This window comes from Flavobacterium sp. CF136 (assembly GCF_000282055.1).
Taxonomy (GTDB): Bacteria; Bacteroidota; Bacteroidia; order Flavobacteriales; family Flavobacteriaceae; genus Flavobacterium.
The window spans coordinates 117,220-140,319 of sequence record NZ_AKJZ01000040.1; the positions used below are offsets into that span (position 1 = coordinate 117,220).

The window sequence follows — 23,100 nt, forward strand, 5'->3', positions numbered from 1 at the left end:
TAGACGATTCTTTAGGTTCTCAAAATTTTGAAAACCATTTTGAATTAGATTTAAATATTTCTATCTAAGAAATCTAAAATCTGAAGTCTATAATCTATTTAGTTCTGTTAGCGCTAATATAAGCAGCCATACTTTCGATTGATTGAAAAATGGTTTTTCCTTCTTTTGGATCAACCAGTTTAATTCCGTAATCTTTATCTAAAATCACGATTAATTCAAGTGCATCAATCGAGTCTAAACCTAGACCGTCTCCAAACAAAGCATCGTTATCAGCAATATCTTCAACTGCGATATCTTCCAGGTTTAAAGTTGTAATGATTTTATTTTTTAATTCTGTTTTTAATGCTTCCATGATTATTTATTGTATAAGGTATTGATCGTTTCGTTTGTATATTTTGTGTTTTCTTCTGTACTTATTGTACAAAGGAAAGCTTTGTAATTGTCATTAAAAAATTCAACCCAGCCACAAAGAACGATATCGGCTTTGTTTGAATTTAGAAGAATGTTCGAATAATTCGACATAAATTCAGTGTTGAAGGCATCAAATATAAAGAAAGAATTTTCACTTTTAAGCTGATGACGGATACTTATTTCGCCTAAACATATATTTGGGAGCGTATAAACGAATACGGCCGGACTCGGATAGTAGTTTTCTTTATCTGAAATAGATTCCTGATATTTTACATCGGTGTCTAAACTTGACGATTTATTGGCCAAAACCAAAGCAATATTATTTTCTTTATCAGTTGAAGTTATCGGACTCAAAAGCAATTCAGAACCTAAAAAAGCCAATTTGCTTAAAGCATCCATTTTAAAAAACTTCGGATATTGCATTTCAAAATTACGATACGCTTGTTTGGAAAAATCTCCAAAATCGGTTGGTTCAATTTTGAATACAGAAGTTCCGTTCAAAACAATTTCGTTGTTTTGAATTATGCAATAGGATTGTATGTAGGTTTTGTTTGGAGTCATTATTTTCTTTAACACTAATTCCACAAATTAGCACAGATTTGATTTTTAGTTTTAAATTTCACAAATTATATCTCAATTAATTCGTGAAAATTTGTGTAATTCGTGTTTAATTCTTTTTCACTTTTTCAAAAATCACAGCCGTATTACAACCGCCAAATCCGGAAGCTGTTTTCAAGAAAAACTCAATATTCTTCTCTTCGTTTTTTTCAATAATATTAATAGCTTCGCTTACACCGATTTCATCAAAACCTTTCGATTCAAAAAGCATATTTTGATTGGCCGATTCAATTGCGATTACTGTTTCTAATAATCCCGAAGCGCCTAAGGTATGACCGTAAAATCCTTTTAAACTATTTATTGGAACATTTTGCAAACCTAATCGATTCAACGCAATGGCTTCCATTTCGTCATTAAACGGAGTTGCGGTTCCGTGGGCTGAAATATAATCGATTTGATCCGAATTGATTTTCGCTTCTTTCATCGCATTCTGAATACTTCTAAACAAACCTTCACCTGTTCTTGACGGTCCCGAAATATGATTGGCATCGTTAATCGAACTGTCTCCAATTACTTTTATTTTAGCATTTCCGGCTTCCGCCGAAACTAAAACAGCTGCTGTTGCTTCGCCCAAACTTACACCTGTTCTGTTTTTAGAATAGGGCTTACAAGGCAGATCACTCATCGCCTGAAAAGCATTAAAACCTGACAAAACAAACTCCGAAACTTCGTCGCCGGCAACGACAAATGCATTGTCGTAAAGCTCAGACTGAATCATTCTTTTAGCAACTGAAACAGCTAAAATTCCAGAAACACAAGCATTAGAAACTACGATTGGCTGTGTTTTAAATCCAAAAAAAGCTGCTACGTTTTGCGCTAAAACATCTAAATGTGCATTATTGAAACTTTCTTCTGAATCATTTTTCAATGCCGTAACATTTCCTTTTGTTGTCGAAAGTATAAATGCTGTTTTTGAATTTAATTCAATTCCTGAATTTTTGATAATCGGCTCTAAAGCCAAAATCATCATTTTTTCTAAACGCGTATATTTTGTATCAGCGCTTATTTTTATAAAAGCATTATTTATTTTTTCGTCATTAATAATTGAAGCATAAAATGTATTCGGCATCAAAGAAATATCTTCATGCAATTGAATACCGGAATCACCACGAACAATCGCTTCGATATTCGATTGAACATCAAATCCTAAAGGTGTGATACAATTGGTTTGCGTGATATATACTTCTTTTGACATTTATGATTTCAATTTTATTGCGTCGTTTAATGGCTCGCAGATTTGACCGATTAAGCTGATTAACATGTTTTTTATTTTCAAATTCGTGAAAATTGGTGACTCGGGCAATAGCGAACTGGCGAAACAAATTCGTGTTTTACTTCAATAATCCCACTTTTCGTTTCCACTCCTCATAAAAAGGAGGATTTGTCAACATTAAATTTCCTTCTTTATCTAAAAACACCTGAACGGTTTCACCTATGCAGGCTACTTCGCCTTGAGCGTCAATAATTTTAAAACGGTAAACCATTTTGGCAGCCGGTGTATCGACAACTGTTGTTTCTATCGTTACAACATCGCCGTAGCGAAGTGATAATTTATGTTCACATTTTGATTTTACAATTGGTGTTGTGTAACCAGTTGCAGCAATATCTAAATAAGTAAGTCCGTGTTGACGTCCAAAGGCTTCTCTTCCATCCTCAAAATAGGTGATATAATTGCCATGCCAAACAATCCCAAGCGGATCAGTTTCGTTAAAACGAATTCTGATTTCATGAGTCACGATCAGGTCAGTTGCCTCGTTAAACTGTTCTTTTCTTTTTGTCATAAAATAGTGCGATCGAAGTTGTGATTATAAAAAACAAAAACAATAAACTTATTTTTGGAATGATTTCTAATAATGTTACGTTGCGTAATAAAACATCGTAAAAGGCTTCTAATCCCCAATTCATGGGAGATGATTTGGCAATGATCTGCATGATTTTTGGCATTACAAAAACGGGTACCCAAACACCACCGATTGCAGCTAAAATAATAACACTCGTTGCACCAAAAGGAGCAGATTGTTCTTGTGTACTTGCAACGGTTCCTAATAAAATTCCGAACCCGATGGCAGCAAAACCTGAAAATAAAGCGACAATACTCATTAAAAATAAATGCCCTTCGATATTTAACGAAGGTAAACCAATATGCGGAAACAGAAAAATAGCAACAGCAACCATCATATAAAACTGAATCATGCAAATGGCAGAGTAGGTGATGGTTTTACCGATAATGACAATTAAATTAGAAACAGGATTGGTTAACAAGCGCACGAATGTTCCTTGTGATTTTTCTTTTACGATATTGATTGATAATGGAATTACAATAAAAAATATTGCAAAAAGGGTCCATGCAGGAACATTGTGTTGTACCGAATTTGGAAGTATTTCTTTGTTGTTGATTTTAGGAATTATTTCTTTGAAAGTAATGAAACTCTTTTGTTCGAATTTTGTATTTTCTTCACCTAACTGATTCTGAAAAGTAGTATAAATTGATTTGGTTTCGATTTGCGAAATCATTTTATCAATCGAGCTCATCACAGCATTTTTGAAACTCATCTGAACTGCAGGATCAAAGTACAATTTAACTTCTTTTTCCTTAATTATTTTTGAAGGCTTCACTATTGCTGTGCTGTCGGATAAACCCATTTTACTCACAATGTTTTCTACATTCTGATCAATTTTGGTTTGTAAATCGGAACTTAAATTTTGCGGAATTATAATTGCCAATTGAAACTTTCCTTTGTAAACAGCTTCCTTTGCAACTTCTTCGGTAATCGGTTTATTGTCAATTTGAGTGACAACGCTAAACAAATTACTTTTTTCTAAATTATCAAAAACGGTTTTAGAAACAGAACCTTTATCATTATCGATTAATAAAATCTGAATTTTAGTATTACTTACAGTTTTAAAAGTGCTGTCTTGTATTAAGGTTACTGTGATTACGAGCACCAATGGCATAATAAATAAAATAATCAAACCACCTAAATCTCGTTTAAGGAGCAAAAATTCTTTTACGACCGACATCCAAATTTTATATATCATCTCTAAAGTCTTTACCGGTTAATGAAATAAAAACTTCTTCAAGATTTCTCGCTTGAGGAGTTGAAAGAATTAAACCTGAAGGAGAGCCTTGCGCATAAATTCTGCCCCGGTCTAAAATAGCAATATTGCTGCAAAAATCTTCAGCTTCCGCTAAATGATGCGAAGTATAAATAATAGTAGTCCCGTTATGATTCAGGAATTTCAAATAATCTATAATGGCATTTTTCGACTGAACGTCAACTCCAACAGTTGGTTCATCCAAAAACAAAACTTTAGGATTGTGCAGAATTCCCGCAATTAGATTAACTCTTCGTTTCATTCCCCCAGAAAAGGTTTCGATACGTTTATCTGCGAATTTTAAAAGACCCAGAAGATCTAAAGTTTCAATAACCTTGTCTTTCAGGTAAGTTCCTTTAAGGCCGTACATGCTTCCGAAATAATGCAGATTTTCTCTGGCGGTTAATGTTGGATATAAAGCATATTCCTGAGGGACAACGCCAATAATTTTTTTGATTTTTAAGGAATGATTTGCATAGTTCAGATCATTAATTGTGAAGTGGCCCGAAGTTGGTTTTACCAATCCGCAAAGCATGGAAATTAAAGTTGTTTTTCCGGCTCCATTCGGACCTAATAATCCGAAAATCTGACCTTCGTATATATTCAGCGAAAAATCGTTCAAAGAATACATTTCTGCATTTTTGTACTTTTTCGAAAGGGATTCTATTTTTATAATGGGTTGCAAAATATTTAGCTGATTGCTTTTTTTAGTTTTTTGAAAAACACTTCTTCTCTGTTGGCAATATCCAAAAGTTCATCAGCGATGGAATTGTAGGCATCTTCTTTGGCGCTTCTGTTTTTGTAAATTCGGGAAGCTTCTACAGCGAAATCACGCCATGAATCTCCAATTTGAGTCATTTCTTTAGAAAGTACTTTTAATTCTTCATTATTTAAAATAACTGAAGCTTCCTGTAAAAAAGCAGCATAAATAAAACGAAAACCTCCGCCTCCGGTTCCAATTTCTTCCTGCATCCGAACCATTTGCGCCAGATAATGATTGGCTTTTTTGGTGCCATGTTTTACAGGCCATTTTCTAATTTGTTTCGATACAAATTTGATTCCGCGTACGCCAACAATTGGCACTGGCGCCAGCATATCGCGACACGTATTTTTGATTCCTTTAATGATGGCACTTTTCAAATCAACAGCTGCAGGGATATTAATTGGATAATACATTTGTCCCCGGGGAGCAAATGCACCTTTGGCAAAACGCACTTTATTTAATTCGTCATGTGTTAAAGTTGTAACAGTTTCCATTACCGGGTCGCTGATCAAATAATCGGTTTCGGTTTTTCCGTAAACGACTAAATTGTGTGCGTTAAAATGAAAGCGGTATTCATCAGGAAAATAACTTAAATGGTAAACACCAACTTGCAATCCGGTTGGAATATTATTTTTTAAATTCGCATCCAATGCAGCATTTGCATTAGCAACGGATGAGAATTTTTGTCTTTTTATTTTTAGGTTTAAACGACTTGCCAGTTTATTGAAAATCTGTCCCGGTAAAGTTCTGTAACTTATTGCCGGAGCATGGTTCACTTTTATAAAAGGCAGATACACGAAAAGAAGTCCGGATCCAATACCAAATACCATCGGTTCGCTGATGTTCAGTCCGTTGTTTTTTAACAAATTCGAAGCTACTCCATTTTCACAGTGAGCAGATTGATGATGTGTAAAATTAGTTTGCATTAGTCTGTTTTGATATTTTTTAATTCGGCTATTGAAATTTCAAAAGCATCTGCATATTTCTGCAAAATTTTATCGCTTAATTTAGCAAAAATGGCAGGGTTAAAGTGTCTTTTTACACGCCATTTCCACATTTCGACATAGCCTGCAAGTATTGTAAGATCCATTTTGTTAAGTTCCATATAATAACAAATTGGACTTATTTCTCCAATTTGAACTCTTAATCTCGCTTCTTCTGCTCTTTCCTTTATCTCATCAATAGCATTAGAAAGTGCAATTGCTTTAGGCTCCCAGCCTGTGCTTAGTGCAGTAGTATAATTGCCATTTTCATCGGTGGCATATACCAGTTCTTTTAAGTTTTTCTTGCTTAAATTACTATCGTGCTGTGGTACATTTTCTTTTTCCATGACAGTTTTATTTTCGATCAGAATTATGTTATCGTCGAAATTGTTTTTTGAATGAACAAATTAATTTCACATTCTAAAAGTATTTTGTCGTCGAGTAAACTTTCGCAGCTCATCGTACATAAAGTATAATCATCGCCAACAAATTTTGAAACCAAATTTGCTTTGGTTATAATAGTATCATTAACTTTTGGCAAGGAATGTATTTTCAGGTTTTTTAAAGCGCTGATAAAACCAATGACATTTATGTTTTCATTTTCTGTTCCATTTTCGTCAAAAAAATATTTTTTACCAACAATCGAGGAACAGGTCTGTGCTGTATTTTCGATTAAACCAGCTTCAATAAAAATACCGTTATTAACAAAAATATTGTCTTCTTTTATCAAAAATATCGTTTCTACAAAGTTGGCATCCAAATTCAAAATTAAGTCAACCATTAGCATTGGAGCCCGGTGCGGTAAGTAATTCTGGATGTCTATTGCAGTTGTCATTCCTGTATTATTTAGCCAAAACGGTTTTCATTTGTCCTTTCGCGATTTCCTCGTTATTCAGGGTAGTTACAATATTTACTAAAGTGATTCCTGCAAATTCCTGTAAAATAGTTACCGTTGATTGAATATTATTGCTTACCTGTGGTAATTTTTTAATTTCAATTTCCTTGATAGAACCAATATAACCTGTTGGTGCTTTTTCATTTTTTAAAAAAAACTGATATCCTGTATGTAATGCTACAGATTGCGCCATATGTTCAATTAAACCTGCTTCTAAAAAAATATTATTATCAATGAAAATATTATCTTTTTGAATATCTAAACCTGAGATTAATGAAGTTTCGGTAAACGAATACATTTTGTCTACCATTACAAAAGGAAATTTTTGTGGCAATAAATTCTCTACAGCAGTTTTTTCTAAAAGTAAAGTTGTTTTCATTAGCAAACTGTTAAATACGCATAGGCAAACGAAAACCTCCCGCTTTCCGGAACTGATAATAAAATATGTTCTCCTTTTTTTAATTTTCCCGAATTCATCAATTCTTCAAGAGCGATGTAAATGGAGGCTGAGCCAACGTTACCAACTCTCAGAAGATTCATAAACCATTTTTCATCCGCAATTACAATCCCTTTTTCGTCCAGTCCTTTTTTTAGCCCTTCTACAAAGAAATTGGATGAAACGTGCGGTAAAAAATAATCAACTTGTTCTGCTGTAATATTATTTTTTGCCATCGCATCGCTCATACTTTCAACACCTTTTGGCAAAATAAATTCGTCTAACAATTTTACATCCTGCTTAACAGCAAATACGGATTCGTTTAACCATTGTTCAGGAGTAAAGTCACTCCATGGTTTTATTTCTCCATTTTCTAATTTATCACCCCCGGCATACATACATGTTTCAAGTTCGAATGCGTACGAATAGGATTCCATCCATTCAATTTTCAATGAAACAGCGCCTTGTCCGGGTTTGTTTTCTAATAAAAAAGCACCGGCACCGTCAGATAACATCCAGCGTAAAAAATCTTTTTTGAAAGCAATAATAGGCTGTTCTTCAAGATTTTTTAAATTGATTATTTCGTGATTGTATTTTTGGGCCGAAAGCCATGTTGAAACTTTTTCAGATCCTGTGCAGACAGCATTTTTTGAATTTCCAGACTTTATCGAAAGAAAGCCGTATTTTAATGCATTCATTCCGGAGCAGCAAATACCCGTAGAAGAATTTAATTCAACCGATTTGTTTTTAAGTAAGCCATGAACCATAGCAGCATGCGAAGGTGCCAGAACATCAGGCGATGAGGTGCCGCAAGAAAGGACTTCCAAATCCTGGGGCGTAAAATTTTCATCAAATAATTGTACAACAGCATTTCGGGTTAACTCCGTATTATTATGTGTACTCTTTCCATTTTTATCAATGGCATAGTGGCGACTCGCGATTTTATTATTGCGTAAAATAATACGTCTTGCTTTTGAAGCAGTATCATTTATCAATCCTAAATAGTTTTCCATTTCATCGTTCGAAACGGCTTCATTTGGCAAATACTTTGCAGCTTTGGTAATATATACTTCAAACATAATTTAAATTAGTATTCTGAACTCCTTGATAATATTGAGTTTCTCTTTTTATGGTTTTTAGTTTAAAAGGATAGGTAATAATGTGCAATATATATACTATTGGTGAGATTAACCATATAGCTAAGAATAAATAAATATAAAATATTTTAAGAAGTGGTTTTCTGTTTTTTTGATTTTTATAAATGAATTTAGACCATTTATTAAAAATTTTATTTGCAGTTTTATCAACCGTAATTAAATAAGGACTAATTCTGACACCATCCAGAGCTACCAATTTCGGCTGTAAATTAGTTAAATTATTTTGATTGAATTCTGAAAGTATCGCTTCTCCAAATTTTGTTGACTCCTGAATATCCTTTTCAGAAACTCCGGGTAACGGAAAGAAGCCTAAATATTTTTTCTTTACACCGGAAAACATCCAGTCAACAATGGTAATTACACTAATTAAGTTTCCAACCCGATCTGTCAAAGCTACATTTCCCACTAACTGAGCATTTGCCTGTTGTAATAAAACCTTAATTTTTTCCTGAGCCATAATCCACATATTTCGGGAACCGTTAATGGTGATTACCGGAGTGTTATCTAAGATTTTTTTGGCTTCATTACTCTTTAAAAAAGAATTGATGGGAATTGAAGGTGACAAATACCAAACCTGATAATGCAAAAGGACCAAATCAAATTTTGTATTTAATACTTCTTCGGGAATAGGTTTGAGCGCTGTGGGAATTTGCATAAACGATTCCGGAAAAGCATCAAAAAAAGAAGTTTTATCCCAAGGAAACGGAAATGGTTTTTCTAATTGTATTTCATGAAAAGTAACTTTTATTTCTTCGGAATTTAAAAATGGTTTTGCAATGTTTTGTGCAATAGATTCTAATTGTCCGGATTGTGAATAATAAATAACGAGAACATTTTTCATTAGGTTAGCTGCTTTGGTAGATGGCAAAAGTAAGTATTTTTTTTAAACGAATTTTCGTATTTTATCAGTTCGTTTGGTGTGAACCCAATCTGGCCAGGTTGATTTGTCTTCGGCATCATAAATACGTATTTTTTGGTTGGCATCTTCAATCAATAAATCATCCGGGGTACATTTTAAAATAGAGGCTGCCGCCGAAATTCCGGAATAGGTTGCCCCAGTAACACCATGTGATAATGTACAGGCACCACAAAGATGTAAATTTTCTATTTCGGATTTGTTTTTAAATGAAAATGGCCCAACCTGATTTAAAGTCTTTTCTGTACCATAAACATTTCCATTGGTCGAATTAATATAAAATTCATTTGTTTTTGGAGTTCCTAATTCAGCTTGGATAATATGTTTTTTTGCATCAGGAATAATTTTCTCCACATTATTCATTAATTTTTTGATGACTTTTTCTTTAAACGCAATATACTCCTCATTGTGATAGTCTCCGGTATCCGAAAAATTAGGGATATGTTCGTAATTGACATAGGTTACAATTTCGAAATTATGATAGCGTCCGTTAAAACTTGGCGGATCTTTAAGCGTTGTACAACTCATAAACAAGGCAGGGAAAGAATCTCCGTCAGCAATAGTATCGCTCATTAAATCATCAAAATTGGCATCGTCATTTTCATCTTTCATCATCCATATATTTCCGGAATCAATGCCGTAAAGTGTCACATCTATATCCAGGGTCAAAAATAAAATTAGGGAAGTAACCGAATATTTTGTTTTTTGAAGTTTTTTAAGAAGCGAATTACTCAGATGCTCTTTGCCAATCAGGTTGAGATATGTAATCGACGGATCAGCATTTGAAATAATGTTTTTAGCAAAAATCTGATGTCCGTTTTCTAATTGTACACCAACAGCTTTTTTATTTTCGACTATTATTTTTTGAACATTTTGCTGTACCCGAACCTCTCCGCCATATTTTTTTATTCCGTTTGTCATGGCTTTTACGATTCCGCCACCACCGCCCATCGGATAAAATCCGCCATCAAAATAATGACTCATTACCGAACAATGTACAGGAAAGCAGGCTTTGTTTGGCGAAAGCCCATGATCACCACACTGAATATTCAAAACAGCTTTCAGTATTGGATTTTCCACATGCCAGCCCACAACTTTTTTTAAGGGGAATAAAGCAAATTTTCCAAAATGTTTGGTTCGAAATGGAACTGTTATTTTCTGCCACCAGCCTTTTAATTTTGGAATTAGCTGAAGTTCGTAACTTACTCTTTCAACTAATGAAAGATATTCGTTGATGTTTTTTTCTTCAGATGGAAAATGTGCGGAAAGTGTTTCTTTAAGATTATTAATTCCTGCAGGCAAATCGAAAGTTTCATCGCCGATTATACAATGTTCGAAAGCATTTTTGTTCATTCTGAAAAACACCATATCATTGGCAATTCCCAGACCACGATAAAGTTTGTCTGTTGATTGTCCATCATCCAGAAGCCCGACATAATGTACGCCCGGACTAAAACGTTGACCATTTAGTGTGAAACTATGGCTCCATCCGCCAGGGACATAATGCTGTTCGAGAACTAAAACCTTTTGTCCTGACCTTGCCAGACAAATTGCAGTTGCTAAACCGCCAACACCAGAACCAATGATAACCGAGTCAAATTCTTCCATACATTATTTTGAGTTTACTAAAGTATGAAAAACAATAGCCGTTTAATTTTTAATTAAGGATTTATTCTTTATTATTCCAGAAATCGAAATAATTAAACCATTGCAGAGGATATTTTTGCAGTATACTTTCAACACTTTCAATATAAGCTTTTAACAGCCCTTTTTCATCACGATGTTTTACGGCTGCTTCTCTTGCATATAAATGATAATGTAAGTTTGGTTCTTTCATTACATATACAAAAACCACCGGTACCTTTAATCGTGAAGCAATTAAAAAAGGACCTGCAGGAAAGTTTGCTTCCTGTCCCAGAATTTTTTCGGAAAGTGATTTTGTGCCTTCAAAATAACGATCGCCTGTAAAACAAACTAATTCATTATTTGCCAAAGCTGCATTAATCTCAAAAATATGAGATAAATCATCTTTGATGATGATAAATTTAACGGTTGGTTTCTGTGTAACGGTTTCCAGATATTTTTTAATATCTGAATGTTCTAAATCGGTAGTAACTAAATTGATTTGAAAGTCAATATCAATGTCACCTAAAAAATGTTCGGCAATTTCAAAATTTCCGACATGCGCACTAATAAGAACTCCTCCTTTTTTCTCTGCCAATAGATTTTTTAGAATTTCGATTCCATCAAATTCATAGGTGAATTTATTTCGCATTCCTGCCGAAATGGAAATTTTATCAATGATGGTCTGACCAAAAGTGTAATAACTTTTGAAAACCATTTTTTTAGATTTAAAATTGGAATACCCTAATCTTTGATTGAAATAATAAAAAATCGCTTTGTTGCTTTTCTTTAGGAATAAAAAATAATATGAGGCAACAAAATATAGCAATACATAGGCGGCTTTAATACCTGCTTTTTGTATTAAAAAAACGAATATCCTATAGCCTAAAACAGTTCCTTTTGATTTGCCATCCCATTGACTCATTAAGCAGCTTTAGCTTTTAGTTTAGTTTCGATAAGGTCATAAAAATTCTCGAAAGTAGCAATTCCGACAAAATCGACTTCAACCAGTTTTACACCAAAATTAGCTTCAATAGAAACTACTAAGTCTACATAATCCAAACTGTCAAGTCCAAGTGTATCTTTTAAATTGGCATCTGGTTGGATTTCATCATTGTCAACTTCAAATTCATCAACCAAAAAACCATTAATTTTTTTTATAATCTCTTCTTTGTTCATCACTTCATTTAAACTTTTTAACTACCAACGCAGAGTTGGTTCCTCCAAACCCGAAGGAATTGGACAAAAATATGTCAAATTTTTTGTTTAACGTAGTTTTAACTAAATTTAATTTTGCGGAATCGACATCCGGGTTTTCTAAATTGATGTTTGGCGCAATAAAATCATGCTGCATCATTATAATAGAATAGATTACTTCGCTCGCTCCAGCCATCCAACATTCGTGGCCTGTCATTGATTTTGTAGAACTTACGTACGGATTTTTCTTGCCAAAAACTTCAAAAATAGCTTTGGCTTCATTTTCGTCACCAACCGGGGTTGAAGTTGCATGGGCATTTATATAATCAATATCAGTTGCTTTTAATTGTGCATCATCAAGTGCTCTTTGCATGGCAGTTGAAGGACCTTCGACATTTGGAGTCGAAATATGACCTCCGTTTGATGAAAAACCGTAACCAGCAACTTCGGCAATAATAGTAGCACCACGTGCTATAGCAGATTCATAGCTTTCTAAAATTAAGGTTGCGCCGCCGCCACTCGGAATTAAACCATCACGACCAGCATCAAAAGGTCTTGAAGCTTTTGTAGGTTCATTTTCTCTTGATCCAAAAACACCTAAACCATCAAAACTGCTCATTGCATATTTGTTGATTTCCTGTGCACCACCGCAAATAATAATATCCTGAAAGCCGCTTTTTATTAAAAAATAAGCTAATCCAATAGAATGTGAACCACTCGCACAAGCAGCACTTATAGTAAGATTGATTCCTCTAAGTTTAAAAATAGTAGATAAATTCATTGTTACCGTAGAATTCATCGATTTAAAAATAGCTCCTGAGCCAATTAAAGCAGTGTCTTTTTTCTCCCGAACAATATCGGTAGCATCAATAATAGCTTTTGAGACACTATCATTTCCGTACATAATCCCAACTTCACGAGTATCAAAAAAAGAATCGTCGATATTGGCGTTTTTCAAGGCTTCGATGGTCGCCATATACGCATACTCGGTTTCTTCACCAATACTCATTCGTTGCCTGCGGGTCAGTGAATTTTTTAAATCAGGTTTTGGAACCATTCCCGTTAAGGCAGACTGAAAACCAAATTCTTTTCGTTCGGCATCAAACTGAATACCGGATTTTCCGTTATATAAAGATTCCTTTACTTCATCTAAAGAAGTCCCGATACAAGAATAAATCCCCATTCCAGTAATTACAACTCTCTTATTCATCGTCTTTCAAGTAATTTTTTTCCGTTAAATGTAATTTTTTTAGCACATAGGTTCATGGTTTTTGTAAACTCAAAAAAAGCATTTTGCTTTATTTGAAATAAAAACAGCTAACTATGTGAAAGAAATATATTTCTTTTTAGTTCTCTTTTAACACATAAAACCTAGTTTCTATGTGTTAAATGTTTTTAAGAATATATTCCTCCGTTTATGTTAATAATTTCTCCTGTGATGTAGCTTGCTTTTTTCGAAATTAAAAAACTCACTAAATCGGCTACTTCTTCGGCTTCGCCAAAACGATTTACCGGAATTAGTTTTAGTAATTCTTTTTCGTCTAGCTGGCTTGTCATATCGGTTCTTATAAAACCCGGTGCAACTGCATTTACAGTTATATTACGTTTTGCAACTTCCTGCGCCAATGCTTTTGTTGCGGCAACAATAGCGCCTTTTGCAGCTGAATAATTAGTTTGGCCAGCTGTTCCTTTTACGCCGGATACAGAAACCATATTTACAATTCGGCCATATTTATTGCGAAGCATTTTTTGGATAAAAAACTGTGTCACATTAAAGAAACCATTCAAACTTGTGTTGACAACTCCGTTCCAGTCTTCGGGAGTCATCCACATAAAAAGACCGTCTTTTGTAATTCCGGCGTTATTGACAATAGCTTCAACAATGGCTTCAGGATTTGCATCCTGCCATTGGGTTAACGTTTTTTGTACGTCGTTAAAATTCGAAACATCAAATCCTAAAATTTCTCCGGTTCCGCCTAATTTTATTACTTCCTGCAGTGTTTCTTCGGCAGCTGTTTTATTTGAATGATAGTTAATCAGAATATGATAATTGGCTTCAACTGCTAATTTTTTACAAATAGCACTTCCAATTCCTCTTGAACCACCTGTTACTAATACACACTTCATTTATGTAAAATTTTATTTTTTATTGGTCAATATATATTATCGCTTTTTTTTATTTACTGGTTTTACAGCAGGTTTTGGCTTATCAGCAGCGGTTTCATTTATATTGTTTTTTTCTGTTGTTTTTGAAAATAGTTCAGCATTTTCAAACCATTGGTTACCTAAAACGGTACCGTCAGGTTTTAGAAATCCCCATTTTCCCTCATTTTTTACTCTTGCGACACCATCAATGAATCCTTTATCCTGTTGAACAAACAGCGCTATAATTCCGTTTGACGTGATACCATATTGTGTTGGGATTACTAATTTTCCTGTTTCATTGATGAATCCCCAGTTCTTTTCTTTTACTGGAGCCAATCCGTTTGCACTGAAAATTTCTGCATCGCTATAAGTTGGCGAAATGATAAATTCTGCTTTTGGGTTGATATATCCCCATTTAGAACCTACACAAACCGGAGCCAAGTTTTTTGAGAATGCTTTTGCTTTATCATAAATAGGCAGAATTGCCCAGTTTCCTTTTAAGTCAATGAATCCAATTTTTCCGTTCTTTTTGGCATATGTCAAATCCTGAGTTTCAAAATCCCAGATTTTTTCAGCGCCGTCAACCGGAATAAATTTTCCTGCATTTACAATTCCAAAAGTTTTATCCTTTCTTGCCCATGTTGTATTTTTAAAATAGTTCCCTATTTCGGCGTAAGCAGGTTCAACGACCTCTTTTCCGTCTGTATTTATAATTCCCCAGTTTTTATTAAGTTCAACTCTTGCAAAACCATTTTCAAAAGGTTTGATCTGATTGTATTTTGGTTCTAAAACAACAGTCATTTTCGAATTGATCAATCCAACTTTTTCTCCTTGTCTTATAAAAGCAATTCCGTCATTAAAATCAAATAGTTTTTCTGTTGCAGGAGCTTTTAAAATTTCTCCTTTTGTGTTGATGTAAACCCAAACTTTATCCTTTGACACTATACAAACGCCGCTATTAAAATATTTTGCGTCATTAAAAGTTGCCGGAATTGCCCAGTTTCCTTTTACATCTATAAACCCCCATTTTCCATTATCTTCTACTGCTGCAAGTCCTTCAGAAAAGTTTTTTGCAATCGTGTATTTAGGCTCTATACGAAAAGTACCTTCTTTGGTAATATAACCAAATTTTCCGTTTTTTTTAACCAATGCCAGTTCCTGACTATTAATAAACTGAATAAATAATAACAATAAAAAAAGGAATGATTTTTTCATAGGTTTAAGATTCAAGATTAATAATATGTAAAACTAATTAATTATTGATAAGATGATCTTTTACTTTTTGAACAAAAGGATACATTACCTGATCTTCTTTAAATTCAGGAATTATGTTTCGAATATCGTCATACCATTTTTTGGTTACCGATGAAATTTTATCTTTTTGAGCTAAATAATCAATTGCCTGAACAATTGTAATCATTTCGATACTCAAAACTTCAAAAGCATTTTCGATTACCTTTGAGGTAATTACGGCCGCATTTGTACCCATGCTTACAATATCCTGATTGTCATTGTTGTTGGGGATACTGTGAACATACATTGGGTTTGACAACATCTGACTTTCTGCAGTTGTTGAGGTTGCTGTAAACTGAACGCCCTGCATTCCGAAATTAAATCCTAATGTTCCTAAATTGACAAATGGAGGAAGGATTTCGTTGAGTTTTGAATTTAGTAAATAATTCAATTGACGTTCTGCTAGCATCGTTAATTTGGTAATAACAATTTTAAGTTTATCCATTTCAAGCGAAATATAATCGCCATGAAAATTTCCTCCGTGATAAACGTGTTGGTTTTTTACGTCGATAATCGGATTGTCGTTTGCCGAGTTAAATTCGTCTTCCAAAATAGAAGCGACATTATTTATTGTTTCTAAAACCGGACCTAAAATTTGAGGTACACATCTTAATGAGTAATACTCCTGGACTTTTTCTTTGAAAATTTCCTCAGTGTTCTCTCCTGAATATAAATGGTCTTCTCTTTTACGGATCAAAGTGCTGTCTGAAAGATTTTGTCTCATTCTTGCAGCAATTTCCTGTTGTCCTTTATGACGTTTGGTTTGGTTTAATTCTTCAGAGAAATGATCGTCATACGCCTGTACCAATTCGTTTATTGCACAAGAACATTTTAAAGACCAATCTAATAATTTATTGGCATGATGCACATTTACCACTCCAATTCCGGTCATTACTGAAGTTCCGTTAATCAATGCCAGGCCTTCTCTGATTTCTACCTGAATTGGTTTTAGGCCTTCGATTTCGAAAACTTCGGGAGTTGGTCTTCTGTCTCCTTTATAAAAAACTTCGCCTTCACCAATTAAAACTAAAGCTAAGTGCGACAATTGTACTAAATCCCCACTGGCACCAACGCCGCCATGTTCGAAAATCAATGGTGTAATATCTCTATTGATAAGTTCTGCCATTAAATGGATTACAGATGAGTGAACACCTGAATTCCCCAGCGATAAGGAATTTAAACGAGCTAAAATTGCTGCTTTTGCGCAAACCGGGCTTAAAGGTTTTCCCGTTCCGGAAGAGTGGCTTCGGATTAAATTATATTGTAACTGAATTTGGTCAGATTCTTTAATTCGATATTGTGCCATTGGACCAAAGCCTGTATTTACACCATATATTACTTTGTTCCCTGAAAATTCTTTTAAGAAATTAAAACTTTCATTTATACGATTTAGCACTAAATCGCTAATTACAACTTTATTATTTCCAAAAATAATAGCTTCAAATTCGGCTAAACTTAAATATTCATTAATTGTATTCATTAAACTGGTTTTGATTGTGCTAATTTAATTTTATTTATCAAAATAAATGTAGTTATTTTGATGAAGGCAAATGTAAGTTAATAAATAATAACATTTCTATTATGACAAAGGAGTTTGTAGACGTTTTAATTATAGGTGCAGGACCTTCGGGATGTGTATCTGCATCATACCTTCATAAAAACAATATTAAGATAAAAGTTGTAGAAAAAACAAAGTTTCCAAGACTTGTAGTTGGCGAAAGCCTTATTCCAAGAGTTATGGATCATTTTGCGGAAGCTGAACTTTTTGAGTGTCTTGATGCTATGAATTTCGAAAAAAAACTGGGAGCACGTTTTATAAGAGGAGAAGAAATTTGCGTTTTCGACTTTAGTAAAAAATTTGGAGAAGGCTGGGATTGGACCTGGCAGGTACCCCGGGCTGATTTTGATAACACAATGGCGCAGGAAGTGATCAGAAAAGGAATTGATCTGGAATTTGAATCGGAGGTTTTGGAAGTTTCCTTTGAAGGGAAAAATTCTAAAACGATTGTAAAAGATAAAGATGGAAATTTAAAAGAAATTCATGCAAAATTCATCATTGATTCCAGCGGGTATGGGCGTGTATTGCCAAGACTTTTAGATCTTGATACGCCATCAAAATTAGATCCTCATTCATCTATATTTACACATGTAAAAGATATCAACAGACCGGAAGGCGAGGAGGGAACTATGATTTCTTTTGATATTTTGGAAACTGAAGTATGGTTATGGGTGATTCCTTTTTCTAATGGAAATACAAGTTTGGGAGTTGTGGGCCCAACGGATTTTATCAATTCACTTTCAGAAAATAAAGATAATGCGGAGGCTTTAAAAAATGCCATTCAGCTTTCTGATTATTATATAAAAAGATTTCAGGGAACGGAGTTTTTGTTCAATCCTGTAAAATTGGAAAATTATTCAAGAGCCGTAAAAAGAATGTACGGAGATGGGTTTGCCTTGACAGGAAACAGCTCAGAATTTTTAGATCCTGTTTTCTCATCCGGAGTTGCTTTTGCTACAGAATCAGGAATGCTGGCATCAAAATTATATCTTAAAGAGTCGCAGGGAATTGAAGTTGACTGGGAAGTTGAATTTACAGAATACATGAAACGCGGAATTGCTGTTTTTACCACTTACGTGAAAGAATGGTACACGGGAAATTTGCAGACATTATTTTTTCATCAACCTGAAAACCCGGATGTGAAAGAAAAAATTTGCTCAGTTTTGGCAGGATATGTCTGGAATGAAGAAAATCCATTTGTCAAAAAACATGATAACGTGATTAAGAATATGGCATATCTGTTAGAAATGGAAAAGAAAGAAAAAGAAAACCCTAGTGAAAACTAGGGCTTTTTTTTGGAATATTATTTATATGCTTTTTTCACAAGTAATTTAGCCAGTGATTTTGCAGTTTTGGCATATCCTTCTCCAATTCTGGATTCATTACTAAAATTATTTCCCCATTGATCTCCGGGAGCTTCTTCGCTTGAAATTTCCAACAAGACATTCGATTTATTAGCTGTTTCAACAAATTTCAAATTTGTGGAGACTTTAGCAGGCTGCTTCATGATTGCGGCATCCCAACCTGGATAAATCCAAACGGTTTTTACTATCAAAGTATAAGGAGTGGTTAATCCTTCCTGAAAACTAACATCTTTTTTTTCTTTAACTAAAACAACATTTATTAATTCTAAAAACTTTGGAGTCCAGATTAATTCTTTAGAGGATTCCCATTTCTTTTTCCAGATGTTTCCGTTTCCTTTTAATTTTTCATTTAATTCGGCTGTTCTTTCTTCAACATATTGAGCTTCGGATTTTTTTTCTTTCATCATAGTAAAACTACTATAATCAAATTCTACGTTGATTTCTTTTTGGTTTTTTAAAAAATCAAAATTTCCGCTTACGACATTCATGTCCTGAGCAAATGTAAGTCCGGTAAAGAATAATAATGCAAATACTGTTTTTTTCATAAAGAATAGGTTTAAGTTAAAATTCAAATGTAAGTTTTTTATTTAATTTTTAAGGATTAAATTTCATTCCGGTTTGTTTTATTTTTTAGCCTCAAAACATAACGCTTTTTGTAATGATTATTGAGGTATTTCGAAAATCTTATCCATTAAAATCCATTTTTCATTTGGTTTTGCCCAAGGCAAAGCCTGTTGAAATTTCCACATTAAAGTCTCCCATTCCTGGACTTTCGCATTATTTTCATCCATTGCCGATTTTTTCTCAAATGTAAAACCTGCATCGGCTTCAATAATCATAAACAATCTGTTTCCGGTACAATAAATATCTAAAACAGTAATTCCTGAATTTTTAATACTGTCAATTATTTCAGGCCATACGTTTTCATGTAACTTTTTATATTCCCGAATTAAGGTTTCGTCTTCTTTTAAATCCAAAGCAAGACAGAATTTTTGTTTAATCATTTTTTTGAAAATTATAGTGGATGATTTAATAGTTCAGGTTTCTGTTTCTAAGCAGGAATTTGTAAAGAACAACAACCTGTGAGTATGAATTAAAAGTAGAAATAATTTTGTTATATAGAGAATATTTAACGCTTAAAATTTAACTTTCATTTCCAAAAGCATATTGCACTAATCTGTAATTTTGTAATATGTACGCTTTAGTCGATTGTAATAATTTTTATGCTTCCTGTGAACGTGTTTTTCAGCCGAAATTCAACGGAAAACCTGTTGCTATATTATCTAACAATGACGGTTGTGTGATTTCCAGAAGCAATGAAGCAAAGGAAGCCGGTGTTTTAATGGGTGCGCCTGCATTTAAGATTCGGGAATTGGTAAAAGAGAAAAATGTCAAATTGTTTTCATCCAATTATCCGCTGTATGGTGATTTGAGCAATCGGGTGATGGCAATTCTGGGTCAGTTTACGCCTAATGTAGAAATTTACAGCATTGATGAAGCTTTTCTTAATTTTGATGGTTTAAACGTTTTGGATTACTATGATTACGGACTTCAGATGAAAACCAGGGTTCAAAAATGGGTAGGAATTCCTGTTTGCATTGGGTTTGCCCCAACCAAGGCATTATCAAAAGTAGCCAATAAAATTGCAAAGGAATTTCAGTACAGAACCAATGGTGTGTATGTAATTGATACGGAAGAAAAACGTATCAAAGCTTTAAAATGGACAAAAATTGAAGATGTTTGGGGTATAGGCTATCGCACTAAAAAAAAAGCTAAACTTCGAAATATTATTACAGCCCTCGATTTTACAGCACCACAGCATGAAGCCTGGATTAAGAAAGAAATGGGTGTTATTGGTCTTCGTCTGAAATGTGAATTGGAAGGCAAATCTGTTCTGGACTTAGAACCTGTTACCGAGCAAAAAAAGAGTATTGCTACAACAAGAAGTTTTCCTAAACAAATATCAGACTTTGATTTACTGCGAGAACGTATTGCTACTTTTGCAGCTGTTTGTGCCGAAAAACTACGAAAACAAAATTCTTGCTGCCATACTATTATTGTAATGTTGGTAGTGGATAAACATTCGGTTAAGGCATCCAAATATTATTTTAATATGGCAGTAACGCTGCCTTATGCAAGTAATTCGACTTTGACTATTTCGAATGCAGCTATAGAATTACTGAAGAAATTACACAAAGGAAATGAGGGAATCAGGTTTAAAAAAGCAGGCGTTGTTGTGACCGAATTAATTGATGAGGATAAAAAGCAATTTCAATTGTTTGATGAGGAAAATCCAAAACATCTGGCTTTGATGAAAGCAATGGATCAGCTGAACAATAAAATTGGTGATGCAAAAGTAAAGCTGGCTACACAAAACCTTAAATTGACCTGGAATATGAACCAAAATCATCTGTCGCCCAAATATACGACCAGGTTTAATGAAATTCTCGAAATAAAATGTCTGTAAAAAAAGAACAAAAACTCACGTTTTTTCAGCCTGATTTCGAAAGTGAAATTAAAATTCCTTTTATAAATGAAGGAGTCTCGGCAGGTTTTCCATCGCCGGCTGCAGATTTTATGGAAACCAGTATTGACCTGAATAAAGAGCTAAGCGAAAATCCTCTCGCTACTTTTTATATCCGGGTCAAAGGCAATTCTATGATTGATGCCGGTATAAATGATAAAGATGTATTGGTGGTAGACAGAAGCCTGGAACCTCAAAACAATAAAATTGCGGTTTGTTTTATCGATGGTGAATTTACCGTAAAACGCATTCAGGTCGAAAAAGACTGTTTGTATCTTATGCCCGAAAATCCGGATTACAAACCCATAAAAGTTACCGAAGAAAACCAATTAATTATTTGGGGAATGGTTACTTATGTCATAAAAAAAGTCTGAAACTATATTCTTAGTTTCAGACTTTTTATTTAACTCAAAGATATTTTACCAGAACTTAGCGTACAAAGCAAAAATAACCAATAGTGTAATGACAATCATTACTGTAGTTTGTGGTTTTACTTTGAACATTTCAGTGTCTAATTCAAAAGCTTTTGGATTAATTTTCGGTCCGGCAAAACTTATAGCAATCATCGCTAATGTTGTAAAGAAGAATGATAATCCCATACAAATGTGGAATGGAATTTCGAAAGTACCTTTACCGTTAGGATAAGCTGTGTACAATAATGTTTCGTTTCCGAATAACATTGGCGCATATTCGTTGAATAAAACAGACAATACAAATCCTAAAATTACACCTACAATTGCTGCAGTTCCGGTTGTTCTTCTCCAGAACATACCAAGAATAAACATAGCAAATACTCCAGGACTAATAAAACCTGTATACTTTTGGATGTATGTAAATCCACCAACTCCACCAATTCCTAAAAGGTCATTCCAAGTGAATAAAACAGCTAAAAGCATTGCAGCAAATACGGCAATTCTACCAATATTTACCTGTTGTCTTTCGCCAGCTTCTTTTTGAATGTATTTTTTATGAATATCTAAAGTATAAATAGTCGAAATACTATTTACTTTACCCGCTAATGAAGCTACAATTGCAGCAGTTAATGCAGCTACAGAAAGTCCTTTTAAACCTGTTGGCAAAAACGTTAATACAGCTGAGTAAGCTCCGTCTTTTCCTCCAACTAATTGTGGTAAATGCCCGTTTTGGTATAAAACATAAGCAGCAATACCCGGCAACATTACAATTAATGGCATTAATAATTTTAAGAAACCTGCAAATAAAATACCTGTACGGGCAGTTTGTAAGTCGGCACCTAAAGCTCTTTGGGTAATGTATTGGTTACAACCCCAGTAATTTAAGTTAATAATCCAGATACCGGCAAGGTAAGATAATAATCCAGGGAAAGTTAAATATTTATCAATCTCAAGTTGAGATGAAGTTGCAGTTGGTTTAGGGATAATCATTTTGAAATGCTCAGGAGCTTCTCTCATTAAAACTTTAAAACCGGCAATTGCATTTTCACCTACTCCAAAATATTGTCCAACAGTTGTAAGAGCGATGTATGAAGTTACTAAACCTCCAATAATTAAAACAGCAACCTGAATAACGTCTGTATAGGCTACAACTTTCATACCTCCTAAAGAAATAAATAAGGCAAATACGGCTAATCCTACCATGATAACGTGAAGATATTCTCCACCGGCTAAACCATTAATAGCAACAGCCCCTAAATATAAAATTGAAGTTAAGTTTACAAAAACATATAAAAACAACCAAAAAACTGCCATAATCAGCGCTGTCGATTCATTGTAACGTGTTTTTAAGAATTGAGGCATTGTATAAATCTTGTTTTTAAGATATACAGGAATGAACCATACCGCTACAATAATCAATGCAATAGCAGCTATCCATTCATAAGCAGCAACAGCGATTCCTAAAAAGAAACCTTCACCACTCATTCCAATAAATTGTTCGGCTGATATATTAGAAGCAATTAATGAAGCTCCAATAGCCCACCAAGTCAGGTTTCCTTCTGCAAGAAAATAAGCTTTGGCATCGTGTTCGTTTTTTTCGCGTTTGCGATAAATCGTATACCCATAAGTGGTAACTACGATAAAATAGATAATAAATACTGCATAATCTGCAAAAGCAAGGTTCTGGCTCATTTGTTAATAATGTTTG

25 protein-coding genes are annotated in these 23,100 nt (G+C 34.0%); 3 read left to right on the top strand and 22 right to left on the bottom strand.

Going from position 1 to position 23,100, the window contains the following annotated elements:
• Positions 1–94 precede the first annotated feature (94 nt).
• From PMI10_RS12735 to hutH, 19 genes are all read right to left on the bottom strand, one after another.
• A complete protein-coding gene (locus PMI10_RS12735) occupies positions 95–352 on the bottom strand; it encodes a phosphopantetheine-binding protein (protein WP_007808502.1) in 258 nt (85 codons plus the stop codon).
• Between the two features lie 2 nt (positions 353–354).
• Positions 355–972 carry a hypothetical protein gene (locus PMI10_RS12740; protein ID WP_007808504.1) on the bottom strand — a complete coding sequence of 206 codons (618 nt, stop codon included), beginning with the start codon at positions 970–972 and terminating at the stop codon, positions 355–357.
• Positions 973–1,078: 106 nt separating this feature from the next.
• A complete protein-coding gene (locus PMI10_RS12745) occupies positions 1,079–2,224 on the bottom strand; it encodes a beta-ketoacyl-[acyl-carrier-protein] synthase family protein (RefSeq protein WP_007808506.1) in 1,146 nt (381 codons plus the stop codon).
• Between the two features lie 136 nt (positions 2,225–2,360).
• Entirely contained in the window at positions 2,361–2,810 is a 450-nt protein-coding gene (locus tag PMI10_RS12750; protein WP_007808508.1) for an acyl-CoA thioesterase, read from the bottom strand.
• Entirely contained in the window at positions 2,785–4,068 is a 1,284-nt protein-coding gene (locus PMI10_RS12755) for an ABC transporter permease (protein ID WP_007808511.1), read from the bottom strand. Before PMI10_RS12755 ends, PMI10_RS12750 begins: the two co-directional genes overlap by 26 nt.
• Positions 4,058–4,756, bottom strand: a complete 699-nt coding sequence (locus tag PMI10_RS12760; protein WP_007808513.1) for an ABC transporter ATP-binding protein — start codon at positions 4,754–4,756, stop codon at positions 4,058–4,060. The genes PMI10_RS12755 and PMI10_RS12760 overlap by 11 nt, the downstream gene beginning before the upstream one ends.
• Before the next feature lie 59 nt (positions 4,757–4,815).
• Complete coding sequence (locus PMI10_RS12765; protein ID WP_007808515.1) at positions 4,816–5,814, bottom strand: BtrH N-terminal domain-containing protein; 999 nt, start codon at positions 5,812–5,814, stop codon at positions 4,816–4,818.
• Positions 5,814–6,218, bottom strand: a complete 405-nt coding sequence (locus tag PMI10_RS12770) for a hypothetical protein (protein WP_007808518.1) — start codon at positions 6,216–6,218, stop codon at positions 5,814–5,816. The genes PMI10_RS12765 and PMI10_RS12770 overlap by 1 nt, the downstream gene beginning before the upstream one ends.
• Before the next feature lie 23 nt (positions 6,219–6,241).
• Positions 6,242–6,706, bottom strand: coding sequence for a hypothetical protein (locus PMI10_RS12775; RefSeq protein ID WP_007808520.1), 465 nt, complete (start codon positions 6,704–6,706; stop codon positions 6,242–6,244).
• Positions 6,707–6,713: 7 nt separating this feature from the next.
• Positions 6,714–7,145, bottom strand: coding sequence for a hypothetical protein (locus PMI10_RS12780; RefSeq protein ID WP_007808522.1), 432 nt, complete (start codon positions 7,143–7,145; stop codon positions 6,714–6,716).
• Positions 7,145–8,281, bottom strand: coding sequence for a beta-ketoacyl-ACP synthase III (locus PMI10_RS12785; protein ID WP_007808524.1), 1,137 nt, complete (start codon positions 8,279–8,281; stop codon positions 7,145–7,147). The genes PMI10_RS12780 and PMI10_RS12785 overlap by 1 nt, the downstream gene beginning before the upstream one ends.
• Positions 8,274–9,200 carry a hypothetical protein gene (locus tag PMI10_RS12790; protein ID WP_007808525.1) on the bottom strand — a complete coding sequence of 309 codons (927 nt, stop codon included), beginning with the start codon at positions 9,198–9,200 and terminating at the stop codon, positions 8,274–8,276. The genes PMI10_RS12785 and PMI10_RS12790 overlap by 8 nt, the downstream gene beginning before the upstream one ends.
• A 42-nt stretch (positions 9,201–9,242) precedes the next feature.
• Positions 9,243–10,883, bottom strand: a complete 1,641-nt coding sequence (locus tag PMI10_RS12795) for a phytoene desaturase family protein (RefSeq protein ID WP_007808527.1) — start codon at positions 10,881–10,883, stop codon at positions 9,243–9,245.
• Positions 10,884–10,944: 61 nt separating this feature from the next.
• A complete protein-coding gene (locus tag PMI10_RS12800) occupies positions 10,945–11,823 on the bottom strand; it encodes an LpxL/LpxP family acyltransferase (RefSeq protein ID WP_007808529.1) in 879 nt (292 codons plus the stop codon).
• Entirely contained in the window at positions 11,823–12,077 is a 255-nt protein-coding gene (locus PMI10_RS12805; RefSeq protein WP_007808532.1) for an acyl carrier protein, read from the bottom strand. Before PMI10_RS12805 ends, PMI10_RS12800 begins: the two co-directional genes overlap by 1 nt.
• A gap of 4 nt (positions 12,078–12,081) precedes the next feature.
• A complete protein-coding gene (locus PMI10_RS12810; protein WP_007808535.1) occupies positions 12,082–13,305 on the bottom strand; it encodes a beta-ketoacyl-[acyl-carrier-protein] synthase family protein in 1,224 nt (407 codons plus the stop codon).
• A 185-nt stretch (positions 13,306–13,490) separates the two neighbouring features.
• Entirely contained in the window at positions 13,491–14,222 is a 732-nt protein-coding gene (gene fabG, locus PMI10_RS12815) for a 3-oxoacyl-ACP reductase FabG (protein ID WP_007808537.1), read from the bottom strand.
• A 36-nt stretch (positions 14,223–14,258) separates the two neighbouring features.
• Positions 14,259–15,455, bottom strand: a complete 1,197-nt coding sequence (locus PMI10_RS12820) for a WG repeat-containing protein (protein ID WP_007808539.1) — start codon at positions 15,453–15,455, stop codon at positions 14,259–14,261.
• A 37-nt stretch (positions 15,456–15,492) separates the two neighbouring features.
• On the bottom strand, positions 15,493–17,013 hold the full coding sequence (hutH, locus tag PMI10_RS12825) for an HAL/PAL/TAL family ammonia-lyase (protein WP_007808541.1): 1,521 nt from the start codon (positions 17,011–17,013) through the stop codon (positions 15,493–15,495).
• Between the two features lie 101 nt (positions 17,014–17,114).
• On the opposite strand from hutH, the gene PMI10_RS12830 reads away from it, so the two are divergent.
• A complete protein-coding gene (locus PMI10_RS12830; protein ID WP_007808543.1) occupies positions 17,115–18,377 on the top strand; it encodes an NAD(P)/FAD-dependent oxidoreductase in 1,263 nt (420 codons plus the stop codon).
• A gap of 17 nt (positions 18,378–18,394) precedes the next feature.
• Here the strand turns inward: PMI10_RS12830 and PMI10_RS12835 are convergent, their stop codons facing one another.
• Together PMI10_RS12835 and PMI10_RS12840 are read right to left on the bottom strand one after the other, a co-directional pair.
• Positions 18,395–19,000 carry a hypothetical protein gene (locus tag PMI10_RS12835; protein WP_007808546.1) on the bottom strand — a complete coding sequence of 202 codons (606 nt, stop codon included), beginning with the start codon at positions 18,998–19,000 and terminating at the stop codon, positions 18,395–18,397.
• 117 nt (positions 19,001–19,117) lie between these two features.
• Complete coding sequence (locus PMI10_RS12840; RefSeq protein ID WP_007808548.1) at positions 19,118–19,459, bottom strand: L-rhamnose mutarotase; 342 nt, start codon at positions 19,457–19,459, stop codon at positions 19,118–19,120.
• Between the two features lie 188 nt (positions 19,460–19,647).
• Between PMI10_RS12840 and PMI10_RS12845 the strand changes: the two genes are divergently transcribed.
• Positions 19,648–20,922, top strand: a complete 1,275-nt coding sequence (locus PMI10_RS12845) for a Y-family DNA polymerase (protein WP_007808550.1) — start codon at positions 19,648–19,650, stop codon at positions 20,920–20,922.
• Positions 20,913–21,353 (top strand): LexA family protein, encoded by a 441-nt coding sequence (locus tag PMI10_RS12850; RefSeq protein ID WP_007808552.1) that lies wholly within the window; start codon positions 20,913–20,915, stop codon positions 21,351–21,353. Before PMI10_RS12845 ends, PMI10_RS12850 begins: the two co-directional genes overlap by 10 nt.
• A 45-nt stretch (positions 21,354–21,398) precedes the next feature.
• On the opposite strand, the gene PMI10_RS12855 is transcribed toward PMI10_RS12850, so the two are convergent.
• Positions 21,399–23,084: a sodium/sugar symporter gene (locus PMI10_RS12855; RefSeq protein ID WP_007808554.1), complete on the bottom strand. Its 1,686-nt coding sequence runs from the start codon at positions 23,082–23,084 to the stop codon at positions 21,399–21,401.
• Positions 23,085–23,100: the final 16 nt, after the last annotated feature.